Below are 25,627 nucleotides of genomic sequence, written 5' to 3'. Positions count from 1 at the left end.
TCGGGAACTTCCGAACCTGCCAGGACGACCTGTGGTGGTGACAGCCGACTTCGAGGTTGGGGATCCGATGCGACCCACGCAGGCAGCACGCGCCTACCCGTTCCGCGAGCCGACCGCGCTGGAGTTGGAGCCGGAGTACGCCCATCTCCGGGAGCACGAACCGCTCAGCCGCATCTCCCTGCCCTACGGGGGCGACGCGTGGCTGGCCGTGCGGCATGAAGACGTCCGCACGGTGCTCAGCGACCCGAGGTTCAGCCGGGCCGCGCTGCTGGACCGCGACGTGCCCCGAGCCTCACCCCGCAGGCACACCGACGCCACGCTGCACACCGTCGACCCGCCCGAGCACACCCGGCTGCGCCGCCTGGTCGCCGCCGCCTTCAGCCCCCGGCGGATCGAGCGCCTGGCCGAACACGCCCAGCACGTCACCGACGAACTGCTCGACCGGATCGAGGAGCAGGGACCGCCCGCCGACCTGATCGCGGGCTTCGCGGTGCCGGTGCCGGTAGCGGTGATCTGCCAGATGCTGGGCGTGCCGGTCGCCGACCGCGAGGAGTTCGCGGGCTGGATCGACGTCGCGCTGGCCACCACCGCGTTCTCCAGCGAGGAGATCCACGCCGCGTTCGCCCGGTTGAAGGACTACGTGGCCGGCCTGGTCGCCGCCCGCCGCCGCGAACCCGGCGACGACCTGCTCGGCGCCCTGGTCCAAGCGCGCGACACCGACGACCGGCTCAGCGAGGACGAGCTGGTCGTGCTGGGCGTGACCCTGCTCTACGCCGGTCTGGAGACCACGACCAGCGAGCTCGGCAACGGCATCCACACCCTGCTCACCCATCCCGACCAGCTCGCCGCGCTGCGCGCCGACCCCGCGCTGATCGACCGGGCGGTGGACGAACTGCTGCGCTTCAACCCCCTGGTCACCTCGGCGGGATTCACCCGCATCGCCTTGGAGGACGTCGAACTGGGCGGCGTGCTCGTCCGCGCCGGTGACGCGGTGATGGTGCACCCCGACGCCGCCAATCGCGACGACCGCGTCTTCGACCGCCCCGACGAACTCGACGTCACCCGCAAACCCAACCCGCATCTCGCGTTCGGCTTCGGCCTGCACTACTGCGTCGCCGCCCAGCTGGCCAAGGCCGAGCTGCGTGTGGCCCTCGGTTCCCTGCTGCGCCGCTTCCCGACCCTGCGGCCGGCCGCCGCCGAGGACGAGCTGTCCTGGCGACACGGCCGGATGGCACGCGGCCCGGAGCGGCTCCCCGTCACCTGGTAGCCCCCGCGCACGGGTTCTTCCTCATCCTGACCGCGAGGAAGAACGGCGTCCGCTGGGTCTTGAGGTACCGCCGCTCGTCGACACTCCGGGCCTCCTCGGTGGCCCGGTTCCGCGACGCGCTCCAACGCGAAACCGGCGTCGAGAAGTTCGTTCAGGAAGGTCTGCAACGTCATGCGGCGGTAGTTGATGGTGAAACCGTCGCCGACGCCCGCCTCGACGCGCCCCGCGTCGAAGTAGGACCCGCCGTGCCACGTCCAGTCGGCGATCGGGTGCGTGGTGGACAGCACCAGGACGCCGGCCGGCCGGAGCACCCGGTGCACCTCGGCGAGCAGGTGCCTCCGGGCCTCGACGTGGTGGTGCACCAGGGCCATCACCACGACGTCGAACGAGCCGTCGGCCAGGAAGGTCAGCGGCTCCTCCAGATCGTGCCGGTGCAGCCGCACCGCGGGATCGCCCCCGACGCGCTCGCGGGCGTGACCGAGCAGCGTTGCGCTGCCGTCGACACCGACGACCTCGGCCGCTCCCCGCGCCCGCAGCTCAGCGATGTAGTGCCCGGTGCCGCACCCGGCGTCGAGGACCCTCGACCCGGTGACGTCCCCGGGCCAGGGCGAGCACGGCCGGCCGGTCGGTGTGGGCGTTGTAGGGGCTGTCGGTGGCACGGTGGGCGAAGTGGTCGCCGAGGGCACCTTCGTAGGCGGTGTGCACGCGCATCGAGCCATGCCGGCAGCACCTTCGATCGGGTGTCGTCCGGGTGTCGTCCCGTTTCCGGGTACGCGTCCGCGAGCCCGGCGGGCGCGCAGGTCCCGGCGGCACACGCCCGCAAGCGGACCGCCATGTCGGAGGTCAGCCGGCCGTAGCGCCGTCGAGCACCCACCAGTAACCCGCATCGGCGTGCGGCGAAGGGCGCCCACCGGCAGCCCCACACCCACCCGAGCACCTCGTCGTCCTCCAACGCCACGAACACGACCGTCGCGGAATCCTCAAGGAACGAGGCGTGATCCTCGACCACGACGTCACGGAACCTGCGCACCGCGACATCGAGCAACCCGTGATCCTCGGCGGTCAACCGGTGGACATGCATGTCGACCTCCTCGGTCACACCGCCCCTGGGGACCGGTCAGGTGCGGTTCCCTCTCGACGCGGTGACCGCGGCGCCGACGAGCGGGCAGGCGCGGCACGTGTGGCCGGTGGGGGTGCGGTAGAACAGGCAGCAACTGCGGCGGGTGCCGTCGGAGGACAGCGCGCCGCGCAGCAGCGGGGTGGACAGCAGGCGGTCCCCGAGTGTGCCGAGGTCGGCGGGCAGTGGCCGCAGGGCGCTGCGCAGGGCCGCGGCGGCATTGCCCCGCAGCAGCCCGTCGGCGACCTTGACCACGGCGCGCAGCCCGCGGTGGAACGGCACCAGGTGATCCTCGACCACGGCGCGCAGCAGCAGCGGCGCGGCATCACCGGTGGTGGTCCACCCACCGGGGTCGGGCAGTGACAGCCGCACGGAGGCGTCCTCGTCGACCCGGTACCGCACCCCGACCAGGTCGGGCACGACACCACCGCCGGCCAGCGCGCCGAGGGCGACCGACCACAGCCGGTGCGCCACCAGGAACTGCAGGGTCGACGCGGCCACGCGGGCCTCGGCGGCCTCGAACCTCGCGCCGACCCGCCGCACGGCCTCGGTCAAGGCTGCGGGATCGGTGTGCAGCGAGCGCAGCGGCTCGCCGGTGTGGTCCTGGTCGGCCGCGCAGTCCGGGCTGATCCTCGCCGCTGCCGACAGCGCGGCGGCGACCTCGGCGCGCCCGATCGACTGAGCTCCGGTAGGCAGCGCCCACGGGAAACCGGCCACCGCGCCGGGCGGGTCGGTGCGCTCGCCGTCGATGAAGCCGCCCGGATCCTGCGGGATCGTGTCATCGGCCGTGCCGCAGCCGGTGGTGTTGAGGCCGGTGCGGTCTCGGTGGTCGGCCACCGAATCAAGCGGTGACGAACTGACGGGCCTCACAGGTGCCTCCAGGTCGGGTAGCGGCTTTGACCGGCGGCGGCTGGTGCTGTGTGACGAGGACCAGCGTCCTGGTGCGATCCCGGCTGGTGTTCCCGATCAAGCCCAGGCGAAAGTCCTCTGCCCAGGTGGTCGCATGAGACAGCGCGCCAGTTCCTGTGACGCGTCTCACTGTGTTTGTGGTGTGCCATCGCCAGGAGTCGAACGGCTCATCGCACGGTCAGATGAAATCCACGCCGTGTTCAGCGCGATCACCGCTGCGGCGACGAGAACTGCGGCGGTGGTGACGGCCCGGTGGTTGACGTGGACGCCCATCACGACGCGACCGGAGGTCAGCCGGACCAGCGGAATCAGGACGAAGGAGATGCCGAAGGACCGCACGACCTGCGAGAGCACCAGTGCGACCGTCAGGTCCACACCCGCGCCCAGCACGACGAGCGCGGGCACCAGCGTGGCCAGGCGTCGGACCAGGAGAGGCGCGCGGACCTCGATCAGACCGTCCAGGACGACCACGCCGGAGTAGCAGCCCGCGGCGGTGGAGGCGAAACCGGAGGCGAGCAGCCCGACGGCGAACAGCTGGGCAATGCCGTCGCCGAGTTCGGCGCCGATCGCCGCGTGCCCGTCCTCCATGCTGTCCACGGCGTCGTATCCGATCAGGGCCGACGCGGCGACCTCGTCGTCGGTCAGGTACAGCCCGCCGCCCTCGTGCGCGGCCGTACGTGGGTGCCCAGACGATGCCTGTCGGCGGGGGTGATCGGCTCGGCGGTGCAGGACTGGTCCCTGAGTGCCCTGGGCGGCGGAGGACTGTCACACGAATTGGAGTCGCTGACGACGTTGGCCACCACGTAAGTCTCGTCGGCCCGTCCGCGCTCGTGCCGCATTCCGGACGTGCGGCACGAGCACAACGCCCGATCGGGTGGGTCAGGCTTTGTCGAGGCGGGGGAAGGTGACCTCGCGCAGGAGCAGCAGCACCGCTGCGGCGATGGGGATGGCCACCAGTGCGCCGATGACGCCGAGGAGCACACCGCCCAGCAACACGGCGACGACGGTGATCAGGGCGGGGACCTTGACCGCGCGGCCGATGATCCTGGGTACGAGCACGTAGTCCTCCAGCAGTTGGTAGACGACGAAGAACCCGATGGTGGACAGCCCGACCGGCAGCGACACGGTGAAGGCGACCAGCGACACCACGACGGCGCTGAGCGTGGCGCCGACGACGGGGACGAGGTCGAGCAGGGCGACGGTGACGGCCAGCAGCAGCGCGTACGGCACGTTCCACGCCAGCAGCCACACGAAGGTGAGGGCACCCGCTATCAGGGAGATGGTGAGGTTGCCCAGGACGTAGCCGCCGACCTTGGCGAAGATCTCGTCGCCGATCAGGATGGCCCTGGGCCGTCGCGAGTGCGGCACCAGCCGGTAGAGGCCCTGGCGGATGCGGGGCAGGTCGGCCAGGAAGTAGATGGTGAGCACCACGACGATCAGCAGGTCGCCCAGCACGCCGAGCACGGCCTGGCCGGCACCCAGTGCGCCTTCCACCGCTGCTTGGCCGTCGAGCAGTCGGCGCAGTTGCTCCTCGACGCCGAAGCGGCCGTTGAGCCGCCCCAGCGCGGAGTTGCTGTCCTGCAGGCGTTGCAGGTGGTCGGGCACGTCGGCCGCGAACTCGCCGGCCTGCGCGACGATCACCGGGATCGCGGCGGCGAGAAAGCCGCCGACCAGCCCCAGTACCCCGGCGAACACCGCGGTGACGGCGGCCCAGCGGGGCAGGCGGCGGCCGACCAGCCAGGACACCGCCGGTTCCAGGCCGATCGCGATGAACCACGCCAACCCGATCAGCACCAGCATGTCCTGCGCGGTGACGATGATCTGGGCGAGCAGGTAGGTGGCCGCGACACCGGCCGCGCCGAGCATCCCGACGAAGAACGGAGACCTCCGGTTGAGAGGCTTGCCGGGCCGCCCCAGCGGCTGCTGCGGCGTGCTGATCTCCGCCGCGACCGCCTCGGCCTCGGCCACCGGTCCTTCCTCGTCCTCTCGATGAGGCTGGCCCACCAACTCGTGATGTCCCTGTGCCGACGGTGCTGCGTCATCGTCGGGGCGCGAGAACTCCGTCCGACCGCCCATCACACCTCTTCCTCGTCGAAGCCCCGAACCGGGGCGTGCATCACCTACCCGGTCCGGACGAATCCACACCCTCGGCGTGCACACGTGAGCGGCAACGACGAATCGGAAACCGGACCGCCCCGGTGCCCGACCCGACCGGCGCGGCTCTTCGACAGGCACCGATACGCCGCCGGCACCCGAATCCGTGACACGCGCATCAGCCCGGCGGAAGGCACGCGTTCCTCTCGACCGTAGTTCGGGCTACACGGCCGATCGGGCGAAGTCGACTGCTTCCGGCAAGCTCACCCGGACGTGCAGCACCTCCACCAGGTCGGTCACCTGAAGCGTTCTCAGCACCGGTCGCCGACTCGCGGCCACGGCGAACCCCGCCCCAGCCGGACGGGCACGCTCCCTGGCCTCCAGCAGCGTCGTGATGCCCGACGACCCGAAGAACTCCACTCCGTCGAGGTCGACCACCAGCGCGGCGGGCCGCCGGTTCAACAGGACCACCTGGTCCGGTCCGAGATCGGGACGGACGAACTGACCAGTGGCGGCAAGCCCACCCGCACGACGTGCCGTACCCGCTGCTGCCCGAGGCGGACGGACTCGCGCTCCGGGCCGCTCGGATCGACAGTGCCTGTTCTGGGTCCGCCGGTCACCGAACCCCCGACAGGGTGACCTGGTGTGCACGGACCGCGACCGCGTCGTCCACGGACGGGCGAGCGGAACCGCCCGCCTCGGTCATCGGCAACTTTCGCGCCGTACCGGCTCTCGTTCGGGCCCGGTGCCGGGATCGCTACGACGGGGGCTGCTCGAGCTCGCGCGCCTGCTGGGCGTCAGTAGTCCCGCCATCCTCAGGCACGTGCCGAAGGCGACCGGCTCCGCGCGTTCGGTCGGCACTCGTGGTCGGGGCCACCGGTGGTGACAGTCGCGTACCTGTTCCCGGCCTACGCGCCCGGCCATCCCGGTCCAACCGGTGCGTTGGCGCGGGTGCCGGTGGACGCGGCGTCGGCGACCCGGACCACCAGGCCCGGCGTGGCACCGGACATCGTCGCGGTGCCACGCCCGGGCCTTTCAGGGTGGGTCTTCGAGTGGATCAGACGGAGTGGGGACAGGTGTCTCGGTACTCCGAGATCGTCAGGCTCCGGCTCGGCGCCGGGCACAGGAACTGCTCGTAGCGGGTGTCGTTGTCGATGAACCGCTTGAGCCACGCGATGCTGTACTTCGCGATCGTCGTGTTCGAGCTGTTCGGCGTGAAGTGGCTGGCGCCGTTGAGCTCCAGGTACGCCTTGTCCAGGGTGGACGGCAGCGAGGTGTAGAACGGCTGGGAGTGCGAGGCCACCGGTGCGATCGTGTCGCCGTCGGCACCGATCACCAGGGTGGGCACCCGCACGCTGCCCCAGGTCTTGTCGGTGTGCCAACCGGTCAGGGGAATCGCGGCCTGCAGGGCCGGGCGCTGCTCGGCGGCCCGGAGCGTGCCGCCGCCGCCCATCGAGTGACCCATGACGCCCAGCCGCGAGGCGTCGATCCGGCCGCGGACATCGCTGCGCTGGGTCAGGTAGTCCAGGGCGGCGAGCAGTTGGTCCGCCCGGCTGTCGGGCTGGTCGTAGAGGGTGTTGGTGGCGATCGTGATCACCACGAAGCCCTGCGACGCCAGGCGGGGGCCCAACCACGCGATGGTGGACTCCGTGCCGGTGAAGCCGGGTGAGATGGCGACCGCGCCGAAGGTGCCCTCGGAGGTGCTCGTCGGATAGTGGATCGTGCCGCCGCCGAAGCCGCTCACCAGCGACGACACCGAGGTGGAGGCGGTGCTGAAGGGACCGCGCAACGCCTCGATGCTCGCGTTGGACGGAGCCGGGCCGCGTCGGTACTCGACCTCGGCGTTGGCGGGGGAGACCGCCACCAGCGACAGGGTGAGCGCGGAAACCAGCGCGGGGATCAGTGTGCGGAGTTGCACGTCGGTGTACACCTCGCTTGGCAGGGAACCGTGGACAGCGACGACCCTGCGCCACCGCCCCACCGGTCCGCATCGGTGCAACCACCGGTCCCGGTGGCGGTGCGGATGACAGGGCTCAGGTGAAGTGCTAGCAAGTCGCACGGCCGGTCTTCGACAGTCGGTCACGGGCCGAGGCCTGCTCACCCACCCTCCAGGTATGCGGGCAGTGGGTAGGTCGAGCGTCCGCGGTGCGGGCACTATGTGTGGGGTGAGCGAGGAAAGCAGCGAGGCGAAGCAGTCGTCCAAGCCGCGACTGCTGGCCAGACCCGATCTGCCACCAGGGCCGTTGGCCGACCTCAAGGCCGTACAAGAAGTCCATCGGAGGAAACCGCCGTGGCGTCGTTGATGGCCTGGTACAAGAGGGGCGAGGAGCTGACTCCGATCACGGGCGCGGCCGATCTCGACGCGCTGCTGCAACGCATGGCCGCCGACTTCGTCGCACAGGACGGCCCGGTCCCGCCGATGGTCGAACTGGCCCGCCCCGACCCGTGGGCCGAGGGCTGGGTGGCCGTCCGGCTGGGCATCGCCCCCGACCGCGGCTTCATCGCCCACGCCGACGCCACCGGCTCCTACATCACCACCAACGGCGACGACCCGAACGGCGAACCGGTCCTCTACGACCACCAGGCCCACACCCGCGAATGGCCCTCCGACGCCGAACTGCCGCTGACGGACGTGATCAAGGCAGCCCACGACCTCATCGCCAGCGACGGTGACCGCTCGTCGGCGGTCACCTGGAGACCATGGGAAACCTGACTGAGAGGTCTATTCGCAGCCTCCGGCGGGAACGGCGTCCGGACTCTGGCTTCACTCTCGGACGTCACGATGGGCGTTCGGAGGGACGGACCCAGGGTCATTGCGTTGTGGGGTAGCTGCTGGTCACGGCGGTGATGAGGTCGTGTGATCGGCGGTTGGCGCGTCGGAGGGCGCGGGCGATGTTGGTGTCGCCGTTGGTGCGGTGCCATCCGATCGCGGTGTTGCGCAGGGTGGCGATGACGGCGGGGCCGGTGCCGGTCCGGGCTTGGTGTGAGTCTTCACGGAGCGTCACGTCGCGGACGTGGTGGATCTGGTTCTCGATGAGCCATTCGCGGCGGATCCAGTCCTGCAGTTCGGCCGGCGGGGCGTCGCCGGCGGGCAGGGACATGGTGAAGTAGGCCGTTTCGCGGGTGGTCTTTGCGCTGGTGGTGCGGCTGCGGGTGATCCGGACGGCCTGCTCGGCGTGCGGGAACGCGATGCCGCCGGGGGTGCGCGGGGTGACGGCTTTGACGGTGCGGGTCTCGCGGCGTCCGTGGCCGCGGTTTCGGGTGCGGCCACCGACCGGGATTTCGGGCCAGGGTAAGGATTTGAGTTGGGCGAGGAGCTTCGGTTGGTTGCCTTTGACCGCGGTCATCAGGTGGGCTCCGCGGGCGGCGACCTGCCGGGCGTGGCCGGCTTGGGCATGCAGTGCGTCGGCGACGAACACGGTGCCTTTCAGGGTGCCGACGACCGTGTGGACGGCGTCGAGAAGCGGGGTGAACGCGGGGATCTCGTTCGTTTTCGGGTCCACGGTGATCTGGGCCAGGACGATGCCGGTGTCGGTGTCCAGCGCGGAGAGCAGGTGGACCTGGCGGCCGTCGCCGACGCGGGCGCCGCGCAGGGTCTTGCCGTCCACGGCGATGACGCGGCGGTGTCGGCCTGGTCGGGCCGGTGGTGATCGTCGGGTGCGGGTGGTGAGCCAGCCGGCGAGGACGGTGGCCAACTGGTCGGCGTCGAGGCGGGTCAACAGCCGCCACATCGTTGTGCCGGAAGGGATGCGGTCGAAACCGAGCCGGTCACGGGCATGACGGTCGAGATCCCGCAGCCAGTCGCTGATCGCCGCGAAGGACGACGCCCCGGCCAGGACCGCGCAGACCGCGACCATCAGCAGTGCCGACAGTGGGTATCGGATCCCGCGCGGGTCACGCGGGTCCGGGACCTTCGCCAAGGCGTCCAGCAGACCACCCTGCTCACCATCGGTGACAGGCGCCGCCGGGCCGTTGCCGGAGGGCGTCGTGACGGTCAGTGCGGTGATGAGAGATGATGTCATCGGCGGGTGAGGTCTTCCTCGGAGTCGTGAAGCGTCGCAACTCCATGATCACCGACGCGATCTCACCCGCCACCATCGCCTCCACGAAGGCCCTTCACTCCACGAACTCCCAGCTCAGAGCCTTGCTGTCCGACTACGCAATCGCCCTGGGGACGGACCTACCTCACCCACTGCGACCGAGTTTCCTGACGATGAAGCACGTTGGCGTGGTGTAGAGCTGTGCTGGCGGTGACTCATTCAGCGTCCTGAGTACTACTGTGCCTATCGACAGCAGGCAGCTCGGACAGATCCTGTCGTCGGTTATCTTCCCTTTCGGTTCGTCGAGTCGTTCGTGTGGGTTTGGTCAGGACCGGTACGATCAGGGGGTAGCGCAAACAGTCGGAATATGGATTTGCCCCCTTTTCCTCCAGTGCAGGCGGAGGCGACATGAGTGATGATAAGCAGTCTGACGTGACCAAATCGGCTGGACTTCGGCTCGCCCGCGAGATCCGTCGACGCCGCACCGAGACCGGTCTCAGCCAGCCGCAACTGGCTCGGATGGTCGGCTACACCAGGCAGTACGTGTCCCTGGCCGAACGCCCCGGCCACAACCTCCCCTCCGCCGAGATGGTCAGGGCTCTCGACCACGCCTTGGGCGCCGAGGGTGCGCTGATCACGCTGAGAGAAGAAGTCAAGGACGAGCAGAGACGACTCCGTCAGCAATTCGGCAGAGCAGAAGGTGGACAGCAGAAAAGGTCACTGGACGACATCGATGACCCTCGTGATGTAGGTAGTCGGATACGACTCAACCTTCACTCGGATGACGTCATGACAACGTCAACGGGTAATGTGAGGCCTTCCTCTGCGAGGTCGACAGCCGATTGGTCCGGATTGGCCGAGCTCATCGTGCCGGTCCAGCCTGAGCCTCTTCCTTCGGTGGTCGGCTTGACGGAAGTCGAGGAGGTGCGGGCCGCTGCACGTGCTTTCGAGGGCTGGGACGCTCTCTACGGTGGAGGGCTGGTCCGCACGGCCGTCACCGCGCAACTGCGGTTTTGCGCGGGCCTGCTGGGCGCACGGTGCTCGGACAAGGTCCGCCCAGCCCTGTTCTCGGCCGTGGGCTACCTCGGTCACGTCACCGGGTTCATGGCTTTCGACGCTTACGCCCACGACGACGCGCGTCGCATGTTCCGCTTCGCCCTGGCGTGCGCCGAGGAGGCAGGGGACTGGCACCTGCGCGCCAAGGTGCTCTCCTCGATGGCACGCCAGGCGATCTGGTGCGGTGATCCCGACAGTGGGCTGACGTTCACCGAGTTGGCCCTGGTGCGTGCCGATCGGTTGACCGCCACCGAGCGGGCCATGCTGCACACCGGTCGTGCCCGCGCGCTGGCCAAGCTCGCCAGGATGCAGGAGACGGCGAGCGCGGTCGGTGCCGCCGACGAGGAGTTCGGCCATAGCCGCCCGGACGACGATCCGCCGTGGATGCGGTATTACGACACCGCTCAACATGCCGGGGACACGGGGCACGCCTTGTGGGACACCGCCGTCCGAGGACACTTCTACGCGGAAGCCCGGGACAGGCTCGCCTCGGCGGTGACCGGACACGGTGACGAGTTCGCCCGTGCCCGTGCGATCAGCCAGACCAAGCTTGCCTCCCTGGTCATGGCCGTCGGAGATCCGGCGGAAGCCGCCGTGCTCGGTAGCCTGGCGCTGGACTGGGCGGGCACCGTGAAGTCACGACGCGCCGCGGATGACCTGCGCGATCTTCACCGCTTCGCGCTTGTGCACGACAACGTCACGGAGGTGGCCGAGTTGCGGCACCGCATCGGCACAGCGGTGGTCGGATGACCGACACCCAACGGAACACCAGCCGCGCGGCACTCGAGAGCGCCGCCGCGAAGGCGGGCTTGGACACGGCAGGTACTGCGGTGATCCGGCTCGGGGAGAACGACCTCTACCGGCTGCCCGGTTCCCTGGTGGCCAGGGTCGCGCGCGTCGGGCAAGACGCCGCGGCGGCCAAAGAGGTACAGGTAGCCCGGTGGCTGGAGGACGGCGGCGTGCCGGCCGTACGCGTGCTGCGGGAGGTGGAACAACCGGTCGTGGTCGAGGGCAGAGCCGTGACGTTCTGGCACGAACTGCCCCCGCACGAGCCCGGTTCCAGTGACGACGTGGCTGCCGTCCTGCGCCGCTTCCACGCCCTTGCTCCGCCGGAGGACTTCGAACTGCCCGAACTGGACCCATTCGTGCGGCTCGCCGAACGCATCCAGGCCGCGTCCGTGCTGAGCGACGACGACCGGGCATGGATATTGAGGCGGCTGGCAGCACTCCAGGACGCCTACGACGCCCTACCACCCGGCCTGCCACGCGCGGTGGTCCACGGCGACGCGTGGGAAGGCAACGTGGTCCGTACTCGTGATGGCGACGTGGTGCTGCTGGACTTCGAGCGCTGCGCGCTCGGCCCACCGGAATGGGACCTGGTCTCCACCGCCGTCTCGCACGTCACCACCGACTGGATGAACACCGCTGAATGGACCGCCTACAGCAGGGCCTACGGCTTCGACGTCACCACCTGGGCCGGATTTGACGTCTTGCGTGACATCCGCGAACTGCGCATGACCACCATGGCCATCCAAGTAGCAAGCACCAATCCAGCACGCTATGCCAACCAGGCCGCACACCGACTCGCCTGCCTGCATGGCCATCAAGGTCCGAGACCGTGGAGCGGCTGGCATGCAGTGCCGTGACAATCATCTATCGCCACGGGGGAGCGCCGCCGTACCCAAGTCGTCTTCCATCAAGGCAAGCCAACTCAGATGTCACCAATCCGTGCAGCAGACCCGGCGTGTAGGGGCAGAGTGCCGCATCCCCTGACCGGAGCAGGCCGGAGACTGATGCGGCACGACCGGGCCACCCGTCAGCCCGTCGCCCGGTCCCGGACCGCTTGCGGCCACTGGCCGACCTGTGCGTTACCCGCCTGGAGATCGGGGAGACCCAGGTCCACGTTGAGCGCCTGCAACCCGCCGTCGACCTCGATGACCTTCCCGGTCAGGTATGCGCTCGCATCCGTGGCGAGGTACAGGACCGCGGCGGCGACGTCCTCCGGATCGCCGATTCGCCGCAGTGGCGTCGCGGCCTCGGCCTGCGTGCGCATCGCGCCTTCCCCGAGGAGCGCTCGCAACGCCGACGTGAGCACGGTGCCCGGGGCCACGGCGTTGACCCGGATCCGGGGTGACAGATCCGCGGCGGCGAGGCGCGTGTAGTGGGTCAACGCCGCTTTCGCCGTGCCATAGGCGAGGAATCCGCGGCCGGTGACGCGTCCGATCACCGAGGAGATGTTGACGATCGCGCCGCCGTCGCCGCGCAGCATCACGTCGGCCGCGGCACGCGTCAGCGCGTGCGCGGTGGAGACGTTGAAGCGGAAGGCCTTTTCGAGGTCTTCCGTCGAACTGCGCGCCAGTGACCTGGCCGAGCCGCCGCCGACGTTGTTGACCACCACGTCGAGCCGGCCGAACTCGGCCGCGGCGCGATCGGCCAACGCCGCCGCGGCATCCGGGTCCGACAGGTCGCCCGGCACGACGTGGGGGCGGCTACCCGTTCTCCGCACTTTCTCGGCCACCGCGAGCAGCTGGGGTTCCGTGCGTGCGGCGAGCACGACATCCGCTCCGGCTTCGGCGAGTGCGACGGCGCTCGCCGCGCCGATGCCGCGACCGGCTCCGGTCACCACGGCGACTTTGCCGTCCAGACGAAACCTGTCCAAGATCATGGATAGACTCCTCGGTGTCCTCGTGCTCGGTGACGCGGTTGCTGCCACCCGAGTTGGTTGCGCACCTGCTACGCGCGTGCCGCAGTCCTGCTCACATGCTTCTCGGCCGCGGCGGTGATGCGCTGCCGGGCTGTCCGGTCGGCGGCCTCGCCGGGCAGGATGCCGTCCGACTCGGCGCGTTCCAGGACCTCCAGCGTGGTGTCGAAGATCCGTCCGACGTTCGCGGCGCTCTCGCGCACGGAGTGCCCGAGCGATTCCCCGGCCGCGCGGATCGCGCCACCGGCGTTGACCACGTAGTCCGGGAGGTAGAGCACCCCCCGGTCGGCGAGCCGCTGCTCCACCTCCGGATGGGCGAGCTGGTTGTTGGCGGCGCCGCACACGACCTCGGCGGTGAGTACCGAGGCGACGGCGGAGTTCAGGGTTCCTCCCACCGCACAAGGGGAATAGACGTCCAAGCCCTCGAATCGGACCAGGGCGTCAGCGTCCTCAACGGCCACAGCTCCGGGGAATTCCTCCACGACACGGCGCACTGCCTCGGCACGCAGGTCGGTGACCACCACCTCCGCGCCTTCGTGGACGAGGAGGCCCACCAGCCTGCGACCGACCTTTCCCAGCCCCGCGACACCGACCACCCGCCCTCGCAGCGACGTGGAGCCCCAGCGGTGTCCGGCCGCCGCGCGGATGCCGTGGACCAACCCCTGCGCGGTGAGGTTCGACGTGTCGCCCACGTCGCCCGTCTCGTGGGACAGGCCCACGACCCATCGGCACACGCGGGACAGCACCGCCATGTCCGTCAGGTCGGTGCCCAGGTCGGACCCGGTCGTGAACCGACCGCCCATGTCGGCCACGCACCGCCCGAAGGCCATCAGCAGCTCCTCGGACTTGTCCCGAGCCGGTTCGCCGATGATGACGGCCTTGCCGCCGCCGAAGTCGAGCCCGGCCATGGCGTTCTTGTACGACATGCCGCGTGACAGGTCCAACGCGTCTTTGACGGCTTCCTCGTCACTGGGATAGCGGCGGAAGCGGGTGCCGCCCAGCGCCGGGCCCAGCGCGGTGGAGTGGATGGCGATGACGGCTTTCAGTCCTGTGGCCGCGTCCTGGCACAGGATGATTTGCTCGTGGTCGAGGGCGGCCGGGCCGAGAGCGGCAAGGGGAGCGCTACGGGTGAACGTGCTCATGTCGTTCCTCCTCGGGGTGATGACTTGGTCTGCTGTCGTGACGAGAACCGGGGAACCTCCGGTCAGCGCGATCGCACGTGGAGACCGGGTGCGGGGGGACCGGCGGGGTGACGGTCGCTCCCGGGTGCGCGGGCGGGCACGTGCGGCCCCGACCGGGGAGCGAGCCAGCGGGACCACGCCTGCCACCAGGATTCCTGCCGCGCCGCCGAGCCGGCCGCCCAGTCCGAGGGGTCGGCCGGCAACTCGGTCGGACCTGTCCGGTAGGCCGCTGCGGGGCGTGGTGGGTTGATGATGCTGCCCACGTGCCCTGAGGGCACGAGGTGGAAGGCGACTTCGCCGCCGAGCAGCCGTGCGCTGCGGTACACCGTTTCCCAGGAGACGATGTGGTCCCGGACGCCGGCGACCACGAAGGCGTCCTGCGTGGCGGCGGCGAGGTCGATCGGCCTCCCCGCGATTCGCAGCGAGCCGCGGGCCAGCGCGTTGTCGGCCGATAGGCGGAGCGTCTGTTCGAAGAGGACGCGGGGCACGTCCACCCCGTCCTCGCTCCAGGCCCAGATGTCGAAGGGCGCCGGCCGTTCGCCGAGCAGCCAGCCCGAGATCAACGGCTGCCACAGCGTGTCCCGGGAGCGCAGCAAGTCGAGCAGCAGGCTGATCCGGCCGGCGTCGACCAAGCCTCGCCGCCTCGACAGCACACGGGTCAGCGCCTTGATCTCGACTTCCGACCACAGGTTCTCACCACTGTCGGCTGCTTGGTGGTCGAGGGCGGACATCAGCAGCGTCAGCGACGCCGCACCCGGTTCCCCGCCCGCCGTGAGCCAGGCGGCCAGGGACGCGGCGAGCATTCCGCCCGCGCACACCCCCACCAGGTGGACCTCCGGCGAGCCGGTGACCTCCCGCGCGATGTCCAAGGCGCGCAGTGGAACGCGCCGGAAGTACTCGTCCAGCCCCACGTCCTCCTGGTGTGGCCGCGGGTTGCGCTGGCTGATGGCGAACACCGTGAACCCTTCCCGGACGGCCCACTCGACCAGGCTGCGGCCCGGTGCCAGGTCGTAGATGTAGAACTTGTTCACCCAAGCGGGGATGAGCAGCAGGGGAGTCCGGCGCACCTCGGAAGTCTGCGGCTCGTACTGGAGCACCTCCACGAGGTCGTCGCGGTACACGACCCGGCCGGGCGTCGTGGCCAGGTTCTCCCCCAGGCGGTAGGAGCCCGACTGCATCTTGGCCGGGCGCCCCCGCCGTCGCACCAGGTCGTCGAGGAAGTTGCCCGCCCCGCGGACCAGGCTCCCGCCGCGGGTGGCCGCGGCGCGGCGCAACGCCGCCGGGTTGCCGAGCAAGGTGTTCACGGGAGCCGCCGCCTCGGCGACGACCTCCGCCAGGAACCTCGCCTGCGCGCGGCGCCGCGCCGACGCGAACGGCGTCCCGGCGACGGCAGGCACCAGCTTCCGCCACGCCAGGTATCCCCGGAGCAGGAACCGGTAGCCGGTGGCGTGCCAAGCCGCGTCGCGGAACCGGCCGTCGTCGGGGTCCGGGCCGGATCTCATCGCCGTGAGGAGTTCGCGGTGCCACCACTCGACGTCGGCGGCAGCGCGCTGCCCGGCGGTCTGCGGCCAATCCGGACTGTGCGCTTCGCGGTAGTGCGGATCCACTGGACGTGCTCCTCACCGGACCAGCGGTTCAACCGGTCCCCGTGGTGGCTCCGGACGCCCGGCACTGTCCCGGCACGTCGCCGGGGAGCGCGGCAGCCGGGTGGGCGTCCACTTCCTTTGCAAGACCGTAGAACCGCGCAGCGCGCAACGGCAGGCGCGTTGGGTGGCCGTGGCCTCGCGGTTGCGCCGGGGGTGCAGAGGGCGCGCGGTGGTGGCGCGCGGAACCGCGCGGGCACCCGGCCGCGACACCATGTGCGACAACAGGCCGCCGTTTCACGTGGGTGCGTGCCGACGTGGCGAAACCGTGTGCCTGACTGCACGTTCCCCCGGGTTTCACCCGCACGAGGTGGTCACGACCACGTTGACCGCCACGAATCGGCCCACCACGTGAGATGGCTTCGACGGGCGACGGATGTCGTGTCGACGCCTACGTTCGGTGGCACGGATCGAAGGCGCCTGAGGTCCGGTCCACTGGAAGCGACATCCGACCCGGAGGATTCCCATGCACAGCACCATGCCCGCCGTGCCGCTCACCATCGCACGCATCTTGAGGTACGGCTCCACGGTCCAAGGCGTCTCCACCGTGGCCACGTGGAACGGGACCGGTTTCGACCGCATGACCTATGCGGAAGTGGGCACACGTGCCGCCCGCCTGGCACATGTGCTGCGCAGCCGGCTGGGAGTGCCGGTCGGCACCCGACCGCAGGACCGGCAGGGCGTGGTCGGCACCTTCATGTGGAACAACAACCGCCACCTGGAGCTGTTCCTCGCGGTACCCGCGATGGGGGCCGTCGTGCACGCCCTCAACACACGCATGTCGGCGGTGCAGGTCGCCTACACCGTCCAGCACGCCGGGGACGAGGTGATCGTCGTGGACGCCGGCTTGCTGGAGGCGTTCGCCCCCGTGCTCCCCCTGCTGCCTACCTCCGTCCGGCACATCGTCGTCGCCGGGTCCGGCGACCGCCGGGCACTGGCCCGGTTCGCGGGAGAGGTGCACGACTACGAAGAGCTGCTCGCCGATGCGCCGACCGACTACCTCTGGGAGGAGGAGCTCGACGAGGGCACCGCCGCGGCGATCTGCTACACGTCCGGAACCACCGGCAACCCCAAGGGGATCGTGTACAGCCACCGGTCGATCTACCTGCACTGCCTCCAAGTGGCGGCGCCGAACCGCTACGACCTCACCCACCGCGAGACCGTCTTCCCCATCGCGCCCATGTTCCACGTCAACGGCTGGAGCATCCCCCACGTCGCGCTCTTCACCGGCGCGGACCTCATCCTGGCCGACCGGCACCTCAAGCCCGCTTCGCTCGCCCACATCATCGAAGCGGGGCGCCCGGACTTCGCGGGGGCGGTGCCGACTGTCTGGGCCGGGCTGCTGGAGGAGCTGGACGCCCGTCCCCACGACACGTCCAGCCTGCGCCGCGGACTCGTGGGAGGGTCCGCCTGCCCGCCCGCGCTCATCGCCGCCTACCGGGACCGCCACGCCATCGAACTGCTGCACGCCTGGGGCATGGCCGAGACGTCGTCGCTAGCGACCACGGCACTGCCACCACTGGACGTCGACGCCGAGCGCGAGCGGGCGTACCGGGTCAGCCAAGGCCAGTTCCCGGTGTCGATCCGGTTCCGGGTCGTCGGGCCGGACGGTTCCGTCGTGCCCGACGACGGGGTGAGCACCGGCGAGCTGCAACTGCGCGGTCCCTGCGTGACCGCCGCCTACCACGGTGGGTGCGACGGGCCGCCGCAACGGCCGGAGGAGAGCTTCACCGTCGACGGCTGGTTGAGGACCGGTGATGTGGGCAGCGTGTCCCCGGATGGTTTCCTGACACTCACCGACCGGGCGAGGGACGTCATCAAGTCGGGTGGTGAGTTCATTTCCAGTGTGGCGTTGGAGAACGCGTTGGCGGAGCACCCGGCGGTGGTCGAGGCGGCCGTGATCGCCGTGTCCGACGACCGCTGGGGCGAGCGGCCCCTGGCCGCGGTGGCGTTGCGGGCGGACAGCGCGGTGGACTTCCGGGACCTGCGCGACTTCCTGCGCGGGCACGTCGAGTCCTGGATGGTGCCCGAGCGGTGGGCAGCCGTGGCGCTGGTGCCGAAGACGTCGGTGGGCAAGTACGACAAGCGGCTCATCCGGGACCAGTACTCGCGCGGCCAACTCGAGGTGACCCACTTGGCGGAGTGACGCCGAGGAACGCGCGCCGCGAACACCCACGTCCGGACGACGGCGCCGCTCACTCACGGCGCGCTGCCCGGGTGAACGCGGCATCGACGATCGTCGACGCCCACGCCCGGTCGTCACCGAGGTCGCGGCTCTTCGCCAGCGCCCGTTGCATCCCCTCCCACAGCCCGGCCTCGGTCCAGGCGACGAAGCGGCGGTGCGCCGTGGCGGGTGAGACGGGGAACGTGGGCGGCAACCGGCGCCAGGCGCAGCCGCTCACGAGCACGAACACGATCGCGGTGAAGACATCCCGACCGTCCAGCGGGGCGGTGCCGCCTCCCTGCGGTCGTGGACCGAACTCCGGCACCAGTGGCACCACCACCGCCCACAGCGGGTCCGGCACCAGGCGTCGGGACAGTTTCCCTCCCATGCAGGAAAGCGTGGGAGGGGCGCGCGGATCCCGACAAGGCGCGGCGAGAGCGCGCCCGACCTGCCGCCGCACCCCCGGCGCGCGTTCCACGGGCCCGACGCACCGCGCACCCCGTGGACACCGGTGGGCCCGCATGTCCATGACGAGAGAGGAAGGCACATGACGACCAGTCGATCGGAAACCAGCGCCACGGTGATCGACCACATCCTGGACCGCCTGAGCGCGTTGGGGGTCCGGCACTTGTTCGGGATGCCGGGTGACTACAACCTCGAAGTGCTGGATCGGGTGCTCGCCCACCCCGGGGTCGAGTGGGTGGGGACGACGAACGAGCTGTCGGCCGCGTACGCCGCTGACGGCTACGGTCGCGCGAATGGCTTCGGCGCGCTGCTGACCACGTTCGGGGTGGGCGAGCTGAACGCCGTCAACGGTGTGGCGGGCAGCTACGCCGAGCGGGTTCCGGTGCTCCACATCGCGATCGGACCTACCCGGGCCACCGAGCGGGCGGGCGGCCTGGTGCACCACACGATGGGGGACGGCGACTTCGACCGGTTCGCCCGAGTGCACCGGCAGGTGGTGTGCGCGGACGCCGTGCTGCGGCCCGAGGACGCGCTGTCGGAGGTCGACCGCGTGGTGACGACCTGCCTGCGCGAAAGCCGCCCTGGCTACCTGCGGATACCGCGCGATGTCGCCCTCGGGCCCGCCGCGCCGCGCCCGCCGCTGGCGGTGCCGGACCTGAAGGCGGCCGACGCGGAGAGCCTGGAGGCGTTCCGCGACGCGGCCCGGGCACGACTCGCCGGGTCGGACGACGCGGCGGTACTGGCGGACTTCCTGGTGGACCGGTTCCACGCCCGGGCCGAGCTGGCCGCGCTGGTGGCGGCCGGTCCGCTGCCGCACGCGACGACCATGGCCGGCAAGACCGTGGTAGACGAGGGCAACCCCGGTTTCCTCGGCCTGTACGCGGGGGCCACGAGCGAGGCGGTCGTCCGCGCCACCATCGACCGGGCGGATCCGCTGATCATGGCCGGTGTGGTCCTCACCGACATGGCCACTGGCAAGTTCACGCACGAGTTCGACCCCGGCCGGGCCATCGACCTGGGCCCGGAAGCCGCCAAGGTGGACGGCGTCACCTTCCCCGGCGTGCCGTTGGCCGCCGCGCTGGAGGTGCTGGCGGAGCTGGTGAAGGAGCGCCCCATGTCCCGGGCGGCGGTCACCGCGTCCGAGCGGCGACGGCAGGTCTCGCCGACCACGCACCTCGCGACGGCGGTGAGGAAGTCCGCCGGAGCCGTCGGCCGGGCGCTGTGCGGACCGCGGACTCCGCTGACCCAGTCCTACCTGTGGGAGGCCGTGGGCGAGGCCGTGCGGTCCGACTACACCGTCTACGCGGACAACGGCACGGCGTTGATGGGCGTGGCGGGCCGACGCTTCCCGAGCGGCGCGCGGTTCGTGGCCCAGCCGCTGTGGGCCTCCATCGGCTACGGCATCCCCGCGCTGCTCGGGCAGCTCGCCGATCCCTCCAGGCGGGGGCTGCTGCTCATCGGCGACGGTGCGGCTCAGCTCACCGCACCGGAACTGGGCGTCATCGGCCGCCACCGCCTCAACCCCATCGTGGTTCTGGTGAACAACGACGGCTACACCGTCGAGCGGATCACCCACGGGCAGCGCGCCGTCTACAACGACGTGGTCCGCTGGCACTGGCCCGAGGTGCCGACCGCGCTCGGCGTGCCGCACCCGCTCGTGCTGTCGGCGCGCAGGCGCGCCGAGTTGGACCGGGCGCTCGTCCGCGCCGCCGCGACCGAGGACCGGCTCGTCCTCATCGAGGTGTTCCTCCACAAGGACGACGTGCCCCCGTCGTTCCACCGGATGTCCGCGAACCGGCCCGACCGGGCGAAGTGGGTGCCGTGACGGACGCGCGGACCGATCCGGCCCGGCGCCGACTCGTCGCCGGGCCGGATCACGTGCGCCGAGCGGATCAGCTCCCGTCCTGCCCGGCGACGAGCTCGCGTGCCTCTTCCCGGTGGCCCAGGGCAGCCAACCGGGCGCTGAAGCCCACCAGGTCGTCGGCGCATTGCGCGGAGTGCACCCCCTTGAGCACCTCCACCGCCTGCTTGGCGGTCGAGCGGGCCTGTTCGAGGTCGTCCACCCGCAATTGCGCTGTGGCCAGCAGCAGCAGCCTGCGCGCACGACGCCGTGACCAGTCCGGGCGACAGCCCTGAACGGCCTCCCGGGACCACCGCACGGCGGTCGCGGCCTGGCCGAGGTCTTGGGCGCACCGGGCCAACTCCTCCGCCAGGTAGGCCCGGTCGACGTGGACGAGGAAGTCCGCCTCTCCGGCGGGGTCGCCGTGCTCCAGCGCCCTGATCGCCCTACCCGCTGCCCGCTCGCAGGCCCGCGCGTCACCCAGCACGGCGTGGCCGCGCGCCTCGGCGAGGTGGCAGACCGCGTGGACACCGGCGGTGACCTGGTCCCGCACCCCCTCCTGCGCCACCCGGGCGAGCTGGACGGCCTCGTGGGGACTGCCCAGCGCCAGAGCCACGCGGCTCATACCCGAAGCCAGCACGTACCCGCCCATGCCGCGGTCGTCCGCCGCCTGGGCGAGCCGCAGGGCCTGGATGTAGTAGCGCTGCGCGAGACCGGGTCGGGCGATGTCGACCGCCATGTAGCCGGCGAGTTCGGTGAGGCGCGCGGCGGCGCCGAGCAACTGCCGTCCGGCGGACTCGCCGGGGGAGTCCACGAGCAGCCGTGAGACGACGCTGTCGAGGTAGTGGACGACGACGGGGCGGACGCTGGTGCTGCCGAAGCGGTGGTCGAGGTCGGCGAACGCGGCGGTCGCCGCCCGCACCGCGTCGACGCCGGTCGTGCCCACGGCGGACGACCCGTCGTCGGTGGCGGCGACATCCGGGCCGGCGATCAGCCAGTCCCGGCTGGGCTGCACGAGCACGGAGGTCGACAGCACCTCCCCGGTCGGCGCGCCACCGTGGTCGGCGTCCGCGCGCCACAGCGCGCACACCTGCTGGAGGGCGCTCGCCAGGACCGGCTCGAACCGCAACCCCGTGGCGGGCGCCGCGCCCCGGTCCGGTGTCATGCCGATCTCGTCGACGGTCACCGTGCGACCCAGTTTGTGCGCCAGCGCCTGAGCGATGATCGCGGGCGCCGGACCCCGCGGCTGCTGTCCCCGCAGCCAGCGAGCCACCGACGTCTTGTCGTAGCGCAGGTCGAGACCTTGCTCGGCGCCGCACGTGTTGACCCGGCGGGCCAGTCCGGTGTTGGAGCACCTCGCCTCCTCCATCACGGCGCGCAGCCGTTCGTTCGCCTTCCGGCTCGCAGGCAGTCGTACACCCATGGCTCTCGCATCTCCTCGGTTCGTCGTGTGGTCGGCCTTGGGCAGTCGCCGGTCGCACCCCCGGCGGTCACACCGGTCGGCCGCGCCGGCCTCGGACGCCTGCCGGGGTGGGGCCTGAGTGGTTCGGACCGCCGATTCCGCGTCGGTCGATCGCCCCAACCCCTTGACGGACACCTCCGAGGAGGCCGTTCGGGCAAACGCCGGGCAATGGCACCGGCGCCGATCACCATCGCGGGCCGCACGTTGCCGCTTCCTTACCCGGGAATCGCGGGCCGCGACTGCGGGATATATTGCACAGCGGTGGTGGCGGAGAAATGTAGATCGACTCCGGCGTGGCCCTCTCCAGTGCGGCGCGGATTCGATCAAACCCGGTCCACTACCTGCGCCCCACCTCTCCGTGCACCATTGCCGCCTCTATTGGTAAAGGTAGTGAGCATGGCGTAAGTCATGTAAGCGCAGGTCGGAGAGGGTTGGGTATAAGCCGTTGGGGTGAAGGTGGCCACCGTGCGCAGTCCAGGTCGAAAATAACCCGTTCGGCCTCATGCATCACCGTACCGGTCAGATAGGCGTGATTGAGGTCGCCAGTGGGAAATTCGCGCCCGCCGTTCTACGGCTTGCTGCGAATGAATCTCCACGAGCGGGCGCGCGCCACGCGGCACCCGCGCTCCCGAGCGCCCCCAGTACGCCTGCCCGCGCCACCCGCCGCGTGCCTAACTTCTGACTGTGGGCACTCACGGCCACCGCGACGGACGCGCACCGGTGCCGAGCCCGTGCCGCGCGGCCCGGAGCTTCCGGACCAGCCTGAGCAAGGAGAACCCGATGACCACTTCCACCGCCGAGCGGACACGAGCGATCGAGGTCCAGGAGCGCTGGACGAACGTGGACGGCACGGCCACCCGCTACCTGGTCGCCGGCGCCGGGCCCCCCGTCCTGCTGATCCCGGGCGAGGGCTCCGTGGCCGAGGAGTGGCACGACGTCATCCAAGGCCTCGCGGGCCGTTACCGGGTCATCGCCGTGGACCTGCCCGGCTACGGCTACACCGAGCCGGTGGCCGGCGCCTCCCCGGCGGCCTTCGCGGTGTTCGTGTGGCGGTTCGCCCGTGCTCTCGACCTGCGGCGGCCCGTGCTCATCGGGCACTCGTTGGGAGGAGCGGTGGCGGTCCACGCGGCGCTGGCACAGCCGAGCCGGGTGCCTGCCCTGGTGCTGGTCGACTCCTCCGGCATGGGCCGCGCCGTGAACCCGCTCGCGATCGTGCAGTCCGTCACCCCGTTGGGCGGCCTCACGAAGTGGCTGGTCCCGGTGTTGCCGTTCGGTCCGCGACTGCTCGTCGTGACGACGGCGTTGACCGGGGCGCGCCGGCCGTGGCGCATCTCCTCGGCCTGGTGGTCGAGCCAGACGCGCGCGGTTTCCAACCCCGTCGCGCTGGAGACGAGCCTGCGCTCGCAGCGCTCCACGACCGGGCTCTTCGGCCAGCGCGACCCGCTCCTCGACCGGCTGCCGGAGCTGCCGATGCCGACGCTGGTCGCGTGGGGGTTGCGGGACCGGCAGGTGCCGTTCTGGCAGGGGATCGCGGCCCGCCGGAGGCTGCGCCGGGGCCGGCTGGTGCTGGTCACCGGCGCAGCCCACCTGCTGCCGCTGGAAGCTCCGGAGAAGCTGCTCCGGCCGGTCCGCCACTTCCTCGCCGGCCTCGGTGACCAGGTCGACGGAGAGGAGCGGTCGTGAACGACGAGGCGGACGTCATCGTCGTGGGCGCGGGACTGGCCGGGCTCGTCGCGACCTACGAGCTGTCCCGCCTCGGACGGCGGGTGATCGTGGTCGACCAGGAGAACGAAGCCAACCTCGGCGGCCAGGCGCACTGGGCCCAAGGCGGTCTGCTGCTGGTGGACAGCGCCGAGCAGCGACGGGTGGGCATCGAGGACTCGCACGAGCTGGCGCGGTCGGACTGGCTGGGTTCGGCGGCGTTCGACCGCGACCGGGAGGACCGCTGGGCGCGTGCCTGGGCCGAGGCGTACCTGGACTTCGCCGCCGGAGGTAAGCGCGACTACCTGCGTGGCCTCGGGCTGCGCTTGATGCCCAACGTCGGCTGGCCCGAGCGCGGATCGGGCACCGCGACCGGGCCCGGCAACTCCGTGCCCCGGATGCACGTCGTCTGGGGCTCCGGCCCCGAACTCGTGCGGGTCTTCCGCGACCCGGTGCTCGACGCCGCCGCCCGGGGGTCGGTGACCTTCAAGCACCGGCACCGGGTCGACGAGATCGTCGTCGAGGGCGGCGCCGTGGTCGGCGTGCGCGGCGCGCTGCTGGCGCCTTCGGACGCACCACGCGGCGCGCCCTCATCGAGGGAAGAGGTCGGCGCGTTCGACCTGCGGGCGCAGGCGGTGGTCGTCGCCTCGGGCGGTATCGGCGGCAACCTCGACCTGGTACGCGCGAACTGGCCGGTCGACCGCCTCGGCACCTTCCCGGAGTCGATGCTCATCGGCGTGCCCGCGCACGTCGACGGGCGGATGTTGGGCATCACCTCGCGCGCCGGCGGCTCGGTGGTCAACCTCGACCGCATGTGGCACTACCCGGAGGGTCTGCGCAACCACAGCCCGGTCTGGCCCCGCGACGCGGTGCACTTCCTGCCCGGCCCCTCGGGCCTGTGGCTCGACGCCACCGGGCGGCGGCTGCCACCGCCGCTGTTCCCCGGCCACTCCGCAGGTGACGTGCTGCGACACGTGGCGCTCGGCGGGCACGCCCACTCGTGGCTCGTCATGACGCAGACGATGGTGGACAAGGAGTTCGACCTGTCAGGCTCGGCGCAGAACCCCGACGTGACCGGCAAGAACCTCGCGCTGTTGCTGCTGAGGGCGAAGAAGAGCCTGATGAAGCCGGTGCGCGCCTTCCTCGACCACGGCGAGGACATCGTGATCCGCCGAACCCTGTCCGCGCTGGTGGAGGCGATGAACACGCTCACCCCCCACGCGCCGCTGGACCTCGCGCGCGTGGAGCACGAGGCCGCGACGCGCGACCTCCAAGTCCGCAACGACTACTCCAAGGACGCGCAACTGATGTCGTTGCACAACGTCCGCAAGTACACGGTGGAGCGGTTGACACGCACTGCCGGCCCACACCGGCTGCTCGATCCCGCGCACGGGCCGCTGTACGGGATCCGGCTGAACCTGTTCACCCGCAAGACCCTGGGCGGGGTGCAGACCACCCTCGACTCGCAGGTGGTGCGCCGCGACGGGACGGTGGTCGACGGCTTGTACGCGGTCGGCGAGGCGGCGGGGTTCGGCGGAGGGGGGATGCACGGGTACCACGCGCTGGAAGGCAGCTTCCTCGGCGGTTGCGTCTTCTCCGGCCGGGTCGCCGGGCGCGCGCTCGACCGCGAGCTGGGGTGAGCCCACGACGGCCCCATCGGGCGGCTTGAGCCCTGGGCGGATTCCATGGGTCGTTGCGACCCAGGTGATCAACTGGCTCCGTTCAGGAGTTTGGCCAAGCGCTCGGCTGGAGGTGTCCCAGTCGAGCGCTTGGCGTGTGCGGCGGTCGAGTCGGGCGGCGACGGCGGCAAGGTCCTCGGGGTGCGGACCGAGAGGTCGGTGCTTCGGGGAAGTACTGGTGGACAGGTCGTTGGTGTCTTCGCCGCCGCCGCTTTGCCAGGGCGAGTGCGGGCCTCAGGTGTAGACCCGCACAGATCCTTGCCGCACAGCCGTTGCGCCACCGCCCGAAATCTGCCCGGCTTCCGGGG

Annotated in this window: 18 protein-coding genes and 2 pseudogenes; 8 read left to right on the top strand and 12 right to left on the bottom strand. The window is 70.9% G+C overall.

All coding sequences use genetic code 11. The features are described 5' to 3' along the window. Positions 1-67: 67 nt before the first annotated feature. Positions 68-1,267 (top strand): cytochrome P450, encoded by a 1,200-nt coding sequence (locus ACQPYE_RS27465; protein WP_498715449.1) that lies wholly within the window; start codon positions 68-70, stop codon positions 1,265-1,267. A 275-nt stretch (positions 1,268-1,542) separates the two neighbouring features. Here the strand turns inward: ACQPYE_RS27465 and ACQPYE_RS27460 are convergent. The 6 genes and pseudogenes from ACQPYE_RS27460 to ACQPYE_RS27435 all read right to left on the bottom strand — a co-directional run. Then, positions 1,543-1,986, bottom strand: a pseudogene (locus ACQPYE_RS27460) (class I SAM-dependent methyltransferase); the annotation flags it as partial. A gap of 398 nt (positions 1,987-2,384) precedes the next feature. After that, positions 2,385-3,221 carry a (2Fe-2S)-binding protein gene (locus ACQPYE_RS27455; RefSeq protein ID WP_498715447.1) on the bottom strand — a complete coding sequence of 279 codons (837 nt, stop codon included), beginning with the start codon at positions 3,219-3,221 and terminating at the stop codon, positions 2,385-2,387. A 198-nt stretch (positions 3,222-3,419) separates the two neighbouring features. Continuing rightward, complete coding sequence (locus tag ACQPYE_RS27450; protein ID WP_498723000.1) at positions 3,420-3,938, bottom strand: divalent metal cation transporter; 519 nt, start codon at positions 3,936-3,938, stop codon at positions 3,420-3,422. Positions 3,939-4,172: 234 nt separating this feature from the next. Next, complete coding sequence (locus tag ACQPYE_RS27445) at positions 4,173-5,297, bottom strand: AI-2E family transporter (protein WP_498715446.1); 1,125 nt, start codon at positions 5,295-5,297, stop codon at positions 4,173-4,175. 312 nt (positions 5,298-5,609) lie between these two features. Then, complete coding sequence (locus ACQPYE_RS27440; protein WP_498715445.1) at positions 5,610-5,849, bottom strand: STAS domain-containing protein; 240 nt, start codon at positions 5,847-5,849, stop codon at positions 5,610-5,612. Between the two features lie 595 nt (positions 5,850-6,444). Continuing rightward, complete coding sequence (locus tag ACQPYE_RS27435; RefSeq protein ID WP_498715443.1) at positions 6,445-7,305, bottom strand: alpha/beta hydrolase family protein; 861 nt, start codon at positions 7,303-7,305, stop codon at positions 6,445-6,447. A 372-nt stretch (positions 7,306-7,677) separates the two neighbouring features. Here ACQPYE_RS27435 and ACQPYE_RS27430 point away from each other — a divergent pair, with 372 nt between their 5' ends. Further along, positions 7,678-8,100 (top strand): Imm1 family immunity protein, encoded by a 423-nt coding sequence (locus tag ACQPYE_RS27430; protein WP_498715442.1) that lies wholly within the window; start codon positions 7,678-7,680, stop codon positions 8,098-8,100. A gap of 97 nt (positions 8,101-8,197) precedes the next feature. Here the strand turns inward: ACQPYE_RS27430 and ACQPYE_RS27425 are convergent, their stop codons facing one another. Continuing rightward, positions 8,198-9,307, bottom strand: coding sequence for an ISAs1 family transposase (locus ACQPYE_RS27425; protein ID WP_498715440.1), 1,110 nt, complete (start codon positions 9,305-9,307; stop codon positions 8,198-8,200). Positions 9,308-9,859: 552 nt separating this feature from the next. Here ACQPYE_RS27425 and ACQPYE_RS27420 point away from each other — a divergent pair. Both ACQPYE_RS27420 and ACQPYE_RS27415 read left to right on the top strand, forming a co-directional pair. Further along, a complete protein-coding gene (locus tag ACQPYE_RS27420; RefSeq protein ID WP_498715439.1) occupies positions 9,860-11,233 on the top strand; it encodes a helix-turn-helix transcriptional regulator in 1,374 nt (457 codons plus the stop codon). Then, positions 11,230-12,129, top strand: coding sequence for a phosphotransferase (locus ACQPYE_RS27415; RefSeq protein WP_498715437.1), 900 nt, complete (start codon positions 11,230-11,232; stop codon positions 12,127-12,129). The genes ACQPYE_RS27420 and ACQPYE_RS27415 overlap by 4 nt, the downstream gene beginning before the upstream one ends. A 170-nt stretch (positions 12,130-12,299) precedes the next feature. Here the strand turns inward: ACQPYE_RS27415 and ACQPYE_RS27410 are convergent, their stop codons facing one another. The 3 genes from ACQPYE_RS27410 to ACQPYE_RS27400 all read right to left on the bottom strand — a co-directional run bounded on the left by ACQPYE_RS27410 (position 12,300) and on the right by ACQPYE_RS27400 (position 15,972). After that, a complete protein-coding gene (locus tag ACQPYE_RS27410; protein ID WP_498715435.1) occupies positions 12,300-13,148 on the bottom strand; it encodes an SDR family oxidoreductase in 849 nt (282 codons plus the stop codon). A 68-nt stretch (positions 13,149-13,216) separates the two neighbouring features. After that, entirely contained in the window at positions 13,217-14,326 is a 1,110-nt protein-coding gene (locus ACQPYE_RS27405; protein WP_498715433.1) for a Leu/Phe/Val dehydrogenase, read from the bottom strand. A gap of 62 nt (positions 14,327-14,388) precedes the next feature. Further along, positions 14,389-15,972 carry a PHA/PHB synthase family protein gene (locus tag ACQPYE_RS27400; RefSeq protein WP_498715431.1) on the bottom strand — a complete coding sequence of 528 codons (1,584 nt, stop codon included), beginning with the start codon at positions 15,970-15,972 and terminating at the stop codon, positions 14,389-14,391. Between the two features lie 502 nt (positions 15,973-16,474). Between ACQPYE_RS27400 and ACQPYE_RS27395 the strand changes: the two genes are divergently transcribed. Beyond that, complete coding sequence (locus ACQPYE_RS27395) at positions 16,475-18,154, top strand: long-chain-fatty-acid--CoA ligase (RefSeq protein WP_498715429.1); 1,680 nt, start codon at positions 16,475-16,477, stop codon at positions 18,152-18,154. Between the two features lie 147 nt (positions 18,155-18,301). On the opposite strand, the pseudogene ACQPYE_RS27390 reads toward ACQPYE_RS27395, so the two are convergent. After that, a pseudogene (locus tag ACQPYE_RS27390) lies at positions 18,302-18,560 on the bottom strand (transposase); the annotation flags it as partial. A gap of 159 nt (positions 18,561-18,719) precedes the next feature. On the opposite strand from ACQPYE_RS27390, the gene ACQPYE_RS27385 reads away from it, so the two are divergent. Further along, the gene (locus tag ACQPYE_RS27385; RefSeq protein ID WP_498715426.1) at positions 18,720-20,462 is read left to right on the top strand and encodes an alpha-keto acid decarboxylase family protein; all 1,743 of its coding nucleotides are present in this window, start codon (positions 18,720-18,722) and stop codon (positions 20,460-20,462) included. A gap of 67 nt (positions 20,463-20,529) precedes the next feature. On the opposite strand, the gene ACQPYE_RS27380 is transcribed toward ACQPYE_RS27385, so the two are convergent. Then, positions 20,530-21,900, bottom strand: a complete 1,371-nt coding sequence (locus ACQPYE_RS27380; protein ID WP_498715423.1) for an NsdA family TPR-like regulatory protein — start codon at positions 21,898-21,900, stop codon at positions 20,530-20,532. An 819-nt stretch (positions 21,901-22,719) separates the two neighbouring features. Between ACQPYE_RS27380 and ACQPYE_RS27375 the strand changes: the two genes are divergently transcribed. Continuing rightward, entirely contained in the window at positions 22,720-23,622 is a 903-nt protein-coding gene (locus tag ACQPYE_RS27375; RefSeq protein ID WP_498715421.1) for an alpha/beta fold hydrolase, read from the top strand. After that, positions 23,619-25,280, top strand: coding sequence for an FAD-binding dehydrogenase (locus ACQPYE_RS27370; protein WP_498715420.1), 1,662 nt, complete (start codon positions 23,619-23,621; stop codon positions 25,278-25,280). Before ACQPYE_RS27375 ends, ACQPYE_RS27370 begins: the two co-directional genes overlap by 4 nt. The last annotated feature ends 347 nt before the right edge of the window (positions 25,281-25,627 follow it).

The sequence above is a fragment of the Actinosynnema sp. CA-299493 genome (assembly GCF_050946825.1).
Lineage (GTDB): Bacteria > Actinomycetota > Actinomycetes > Mycobacteriales > Pseudonocardiaceae > Actinosynnema.
The sequence above is the reverse complement of the archived record's forward strand: the minus strand, read 5'-3'. Positions and strand labels throughout refer to the sequence as shown.

Excerpts from the sequence above, each read along its gene's own strand:
- ACQPYE_RS27465 (WP_498715449.1), top strand. The coding sequence starts at position 68 with ATGCGACCCACGCAGGCAGCACGCGCCTACCCGTTCCGCGAGCCGACC.
- ACQPYE_RS27415 (WP_498715437.1), top strand. The coding sequence starts at position 11,230 with ATGACCGACACCCAACGGAACACCAGCCGCGCGGCACTCGAGAGCGCC.
- ACQPYE_RS27410 (WP_498715435.1), bottom strand. The coding sequence starts at position 13,148 with ATGATCTTGGACAGGTTTCGTCTGGACGGCAAAGTCGCCGTGGTGACC.
- ACQPYE_RS27405 (WP_498715433.1), bottom strand. The coding sequence starts at position 14,326 with ATGAGCACGTTCACCCGTAGCGCTCCCCTTGCCGCTCTCGGCCCGGCC.
- ACQPYE_RS27395 (WP_498715429.1), top strand. The coding sequence starts at position 16,475 with ATGCACAGCACCATGCCCGCCGTGCCGCTCACCATCGCACGCATCTTG.
- ACQPYE_RS27385 (WP_498715426.1), top strand. The coding sequence starts at position 18,720 with ATGACGACCAGTCGATCGGAAACCAGCGCCACGGTGATCGACCACATC.
- ACQPYE_RS27380 (WP_498715423.1), bottom strand. The coding sequence starts at position 21,900 with ATGGGTGTACGACTGCCTGCGAGCCGGAAGGCGAACGAACGGCTGCGC.
- ACQPYE_RS27375 (WP_498715421.1), top strand. The coding sequence starts at position 22,720 with ATGACCACTTCCACCGCCGAGCGGACACGAGCGATCGAGGTCCAGGAG.